The organism is Bacteroidota bacterium (assembly GCA_039714315.1).
Lineage (GTDB): Bacteria > Bacteroidota > Bacteroidia > Flavobacteriales > JADGDT01 > JADGDT01.
On the sequence record JBDLJM010000239.1, the window covers coordinates 1 to 2,816 of the forward strand.

4 protein-coding genes are annotated in these 2,816 nt (G+C 35.9%); all 4 read left to right on the forward strand.

Going from position 1 to position 2,816, the window contains the following annotated elements; genetic code table 11:
* Window positions 1-124, forward strand: a 124-nt coding sequence (locus tag ABFR62_13900; GenBank protein MEN8139511.1) for a DUF4172 domain-containing protein, incomplete at its 5' end; no start/stop codon positions are given.
* Window positions 125-829: 705 nt separating this feature from the next.
* Window positions 830-1,441 carry a hypothetical protein gene (locus ABFR62_13905; protein MEN8139512.1) on the forward strand — a complete coding sequence of 204 codons (612 nt, stop codon included), beginning with the start codon at window positions 830-832 and terminating at the stop codon, window positions 1,439-1,441.
* Between the two features lie 443 nt (window positions 1,442-1,884).
* The gene (gene rhuM / locus ABFR62_13910; GenBank protein MEN8139513.1) at window positions 1,885-2,382 is read left to right on the forward strand and encodes a RhuM family protein; all 498 of its coding nucleotides are present in this window, start codon (window positions 1,885-1,887) and stop codon (window positions 2,380-2,382) included.
* A 35-nt stretch (window positions 2,383-2,417) separates the two neighbouring features.
* Window positions 2,418-2,618 carry a hypothetical protein gene (locus ABFR62_13915; GenBank protein MEN8139514.1) on the forward strand — a complete coding sequence of 67 codons (201 nt, stop codon included), beginning with the start codon at window positions 2,418-2,420 and terminating at the stop codon, window positions 2,616-2,618.
* Window positions 2,619-2,816 lie beyond the last annotated feature (198 nt).

Genomic DNA, 2,816 nt, shown 5'->3' on the forward strand with positions numbered 1-2,816 from the left:
ATGTTCAGCGGATACGGCACTAAGAGACATAAAAGATTTAATTGAAAAAGGAATTCTACAGCAAGAAGAATCAGGAGGTCGGAGTACAAATTATGAATTGACAGAAGAATGGAGAATGCACTAGCTACAACATGCGGTCATAAAGCATTGTGGTTTAGGTGGTTATTCGAGCGTATTCTCTCGCATCAAAGTATGTTATATTTTGATAAGAAGGTAGCTCCGAAATCCCCAACATTTCAAACCGCTAACCGTTGTAGTGTCATTGGGCTCCCTTAGCGGCATTAGCATCGAGCCATGGGTAGTAGCGGTTGATGTGATAACTGGCGAAATATCGTAAAGAAAGAGGGATTTTGATAACATAGCAGACTGATTGAAAATGAGAATACAAAGTCATAACTTGATAAGCGAAGCAAAGGCAAGCTTGCTTAGCCGCACGCTCGAATTATCAAGTTATAGAGACACCCAATCAGATCAACCATTCGAGGATTATAAAGCGTATGCTAAATGCTAATAAGGATAAATCTTTAAGCGAATATTTCCGGCAGAATTTCCTGGTTAAACACAAGTGTATAGACCAAAAATTCTTCCGATGACTCGCTGCTAATAACGAAAATATGCAGGCATTCCAACGCCACAGAACATTATACATACCCAATTTTGCATGTCACGCCTTTTGCAGAAACAGCAAAAGATCGTGCCATTTAAACAGTGTATGTACTTTACGTGTGTAATTTAAACACTGCAATAGAAACTAACTTGCTAAAGGTGAAATATGAACTCATAATATACGGATTGATAGCTTTTATATTATTATGCATAAAGGGAGTTTATGAGAAGTGAAAAAATAAAGAGAATGATTATGAAGATAAATTCTAATATGAACAAAATTAAATCCTACCTAAAAGAACTTACAATAGTTACAATTGGTGTTTTGATTGCATTAGTAATAAGCAATTTTAAAGAAAATAATCAAGCAAGAGATTATTATAATTCTTCAATCGAAACTGTAAAAAATGAAGTTGAAGTAAACTACTCTATTTTGAAAAATATTATTGAAGACCAGACCAGGTTGCTAGATACAATTAACAAACATAGTGCTGACGATATTACAATAAGTGACCTGATTGTTGAAAAAGGAGGAGGATTACAAGCTGCCACGCTGAACAATTTAGGATTGGAATTTTATAAAAACAATCAGATAAATTCAGTTGATTTTGAGATGATGTCTAGACTCATTAGAATGCAGTCTGTTTCAAAAATTATTGATACAAAAATGGAAAAGCTTATGGATTTTATGTATCCAAACCTTTTTGATGATTCTGAAAAGAGTAAAAAGTTAGTTATTCTTTACTTAAATAATGCATTAAACAGTGAAATTCAGCTAATGCATTTATATGAAGATTTTATCGATGAATATATTGAAAATGAACATAATGATTAATAAAAACTACACACAACAATGTATATAAAAAATTGCCGAAATAGTAGTGAATTCAAGGTTTGTAGCTCGTCTAAACATCATCGTAAATTGAAAGATTTGAGCATCGAAATCGGCAACTTTTCATATACTCACCGTTCAGTCGCATTCTCCCATTCGGTCGATTAAAATCCCTTCGTGCTCCGCACTCCCGGTATTTTAAGAATGCGACTAAATGCCTAATTGCTTAACTTACATACCATAACCCGACCGATGGTCGGCATTGAGCAAAACACAACGGAACAAACGTTAAACGCAATTTGGATCCGCTCTTGCGGGCTTTACAGCCTGCCTGAGCAAGCTCGGCAGTCTACGCCCTCAGTTCGGAACTTCGTTTAGCGAGGCATTAGCGTGCATTAAAAAAGTCTTCCACTATTATGATTTAGCTATCTTTGAATACATCGATTTTGGATAGAAACTCACATATCGAATTGTACCAAGCAGATTCGGGGGAAACAAAGATATCTGTAAAACTTGAGGATGATACAGTATGGCTTAGCCTGAATCAAATGTCAGACTTATTCCAGCGGGATAAGTCGGTGGTTTCAAGACATATAGGGAATGTATTCAAGGAGGAAGAGCTGGTTCGTGAGGCAACTGTTGCAAAATATGCAACAGTTCAGATTGAAGGAGGCAGAGAGGTAGAAAGAGCAATTGAATACTTCAACCTAGACGTGATCATTTCCGTTGGCTACAGGATTAAGTCGCAAAGAGGCACCCAATTCAGGATATGGGCGAATAAAGTGTTAAAGGAATATTTGGTTAAGGGATTCACTATTAATGAACAGCGATTATCCCAGGAAGTACAACAACTGAAGAATCTTCAGGAATCAGTAAAACTGCATGGGAAAGTATTAGAATTTAAGGAGCTGACTTCAGATGAAAGTGCTGGATTGCTCTTTTAAAAACCTTAGGTGCAAAAAGGACTACGTTTCCCTATTTGGAAAAGGTATATCCTAAACTGGTAGTTGGTGGAACAAGTGGTCTTGATATGCCATTTGGAGGTATGCGTACCTGCAATGGTAAATATAGATCCCTTGGTGACAAGGCCAGGTTTTGGAATTCTAACGAGTCAGGTTCAGAATACGCTACATATGGTTTAAATGCCAATAAAGATAGTATTCGCCTTATTAAGAATTAAGTATTTGAACCATAAAATAATTTATGATGAAAAAAACTAGTTATGTATTCTTGTCTATAATCGTTTTGATAGCAGGATGTAATAGACAAACTACTATGGATGAAATACCGCAAATACGAATTGAAAAAGAATTCAGCAGTGGATGGTTCTTTGCAATTGACTCCTTAAATAGTGGAAAACAGAATAATTGGATTAAGT

What these genes read in the sequence shown, in the direction of transcription:
- ABFR62_13905 (MEN8139512.1), top strand. Translation starts at nt 830, where the DNA reads ATGAGAAGTGAAAAAATAAAGAGAATGATTATGAAGATAAATTCTAAT.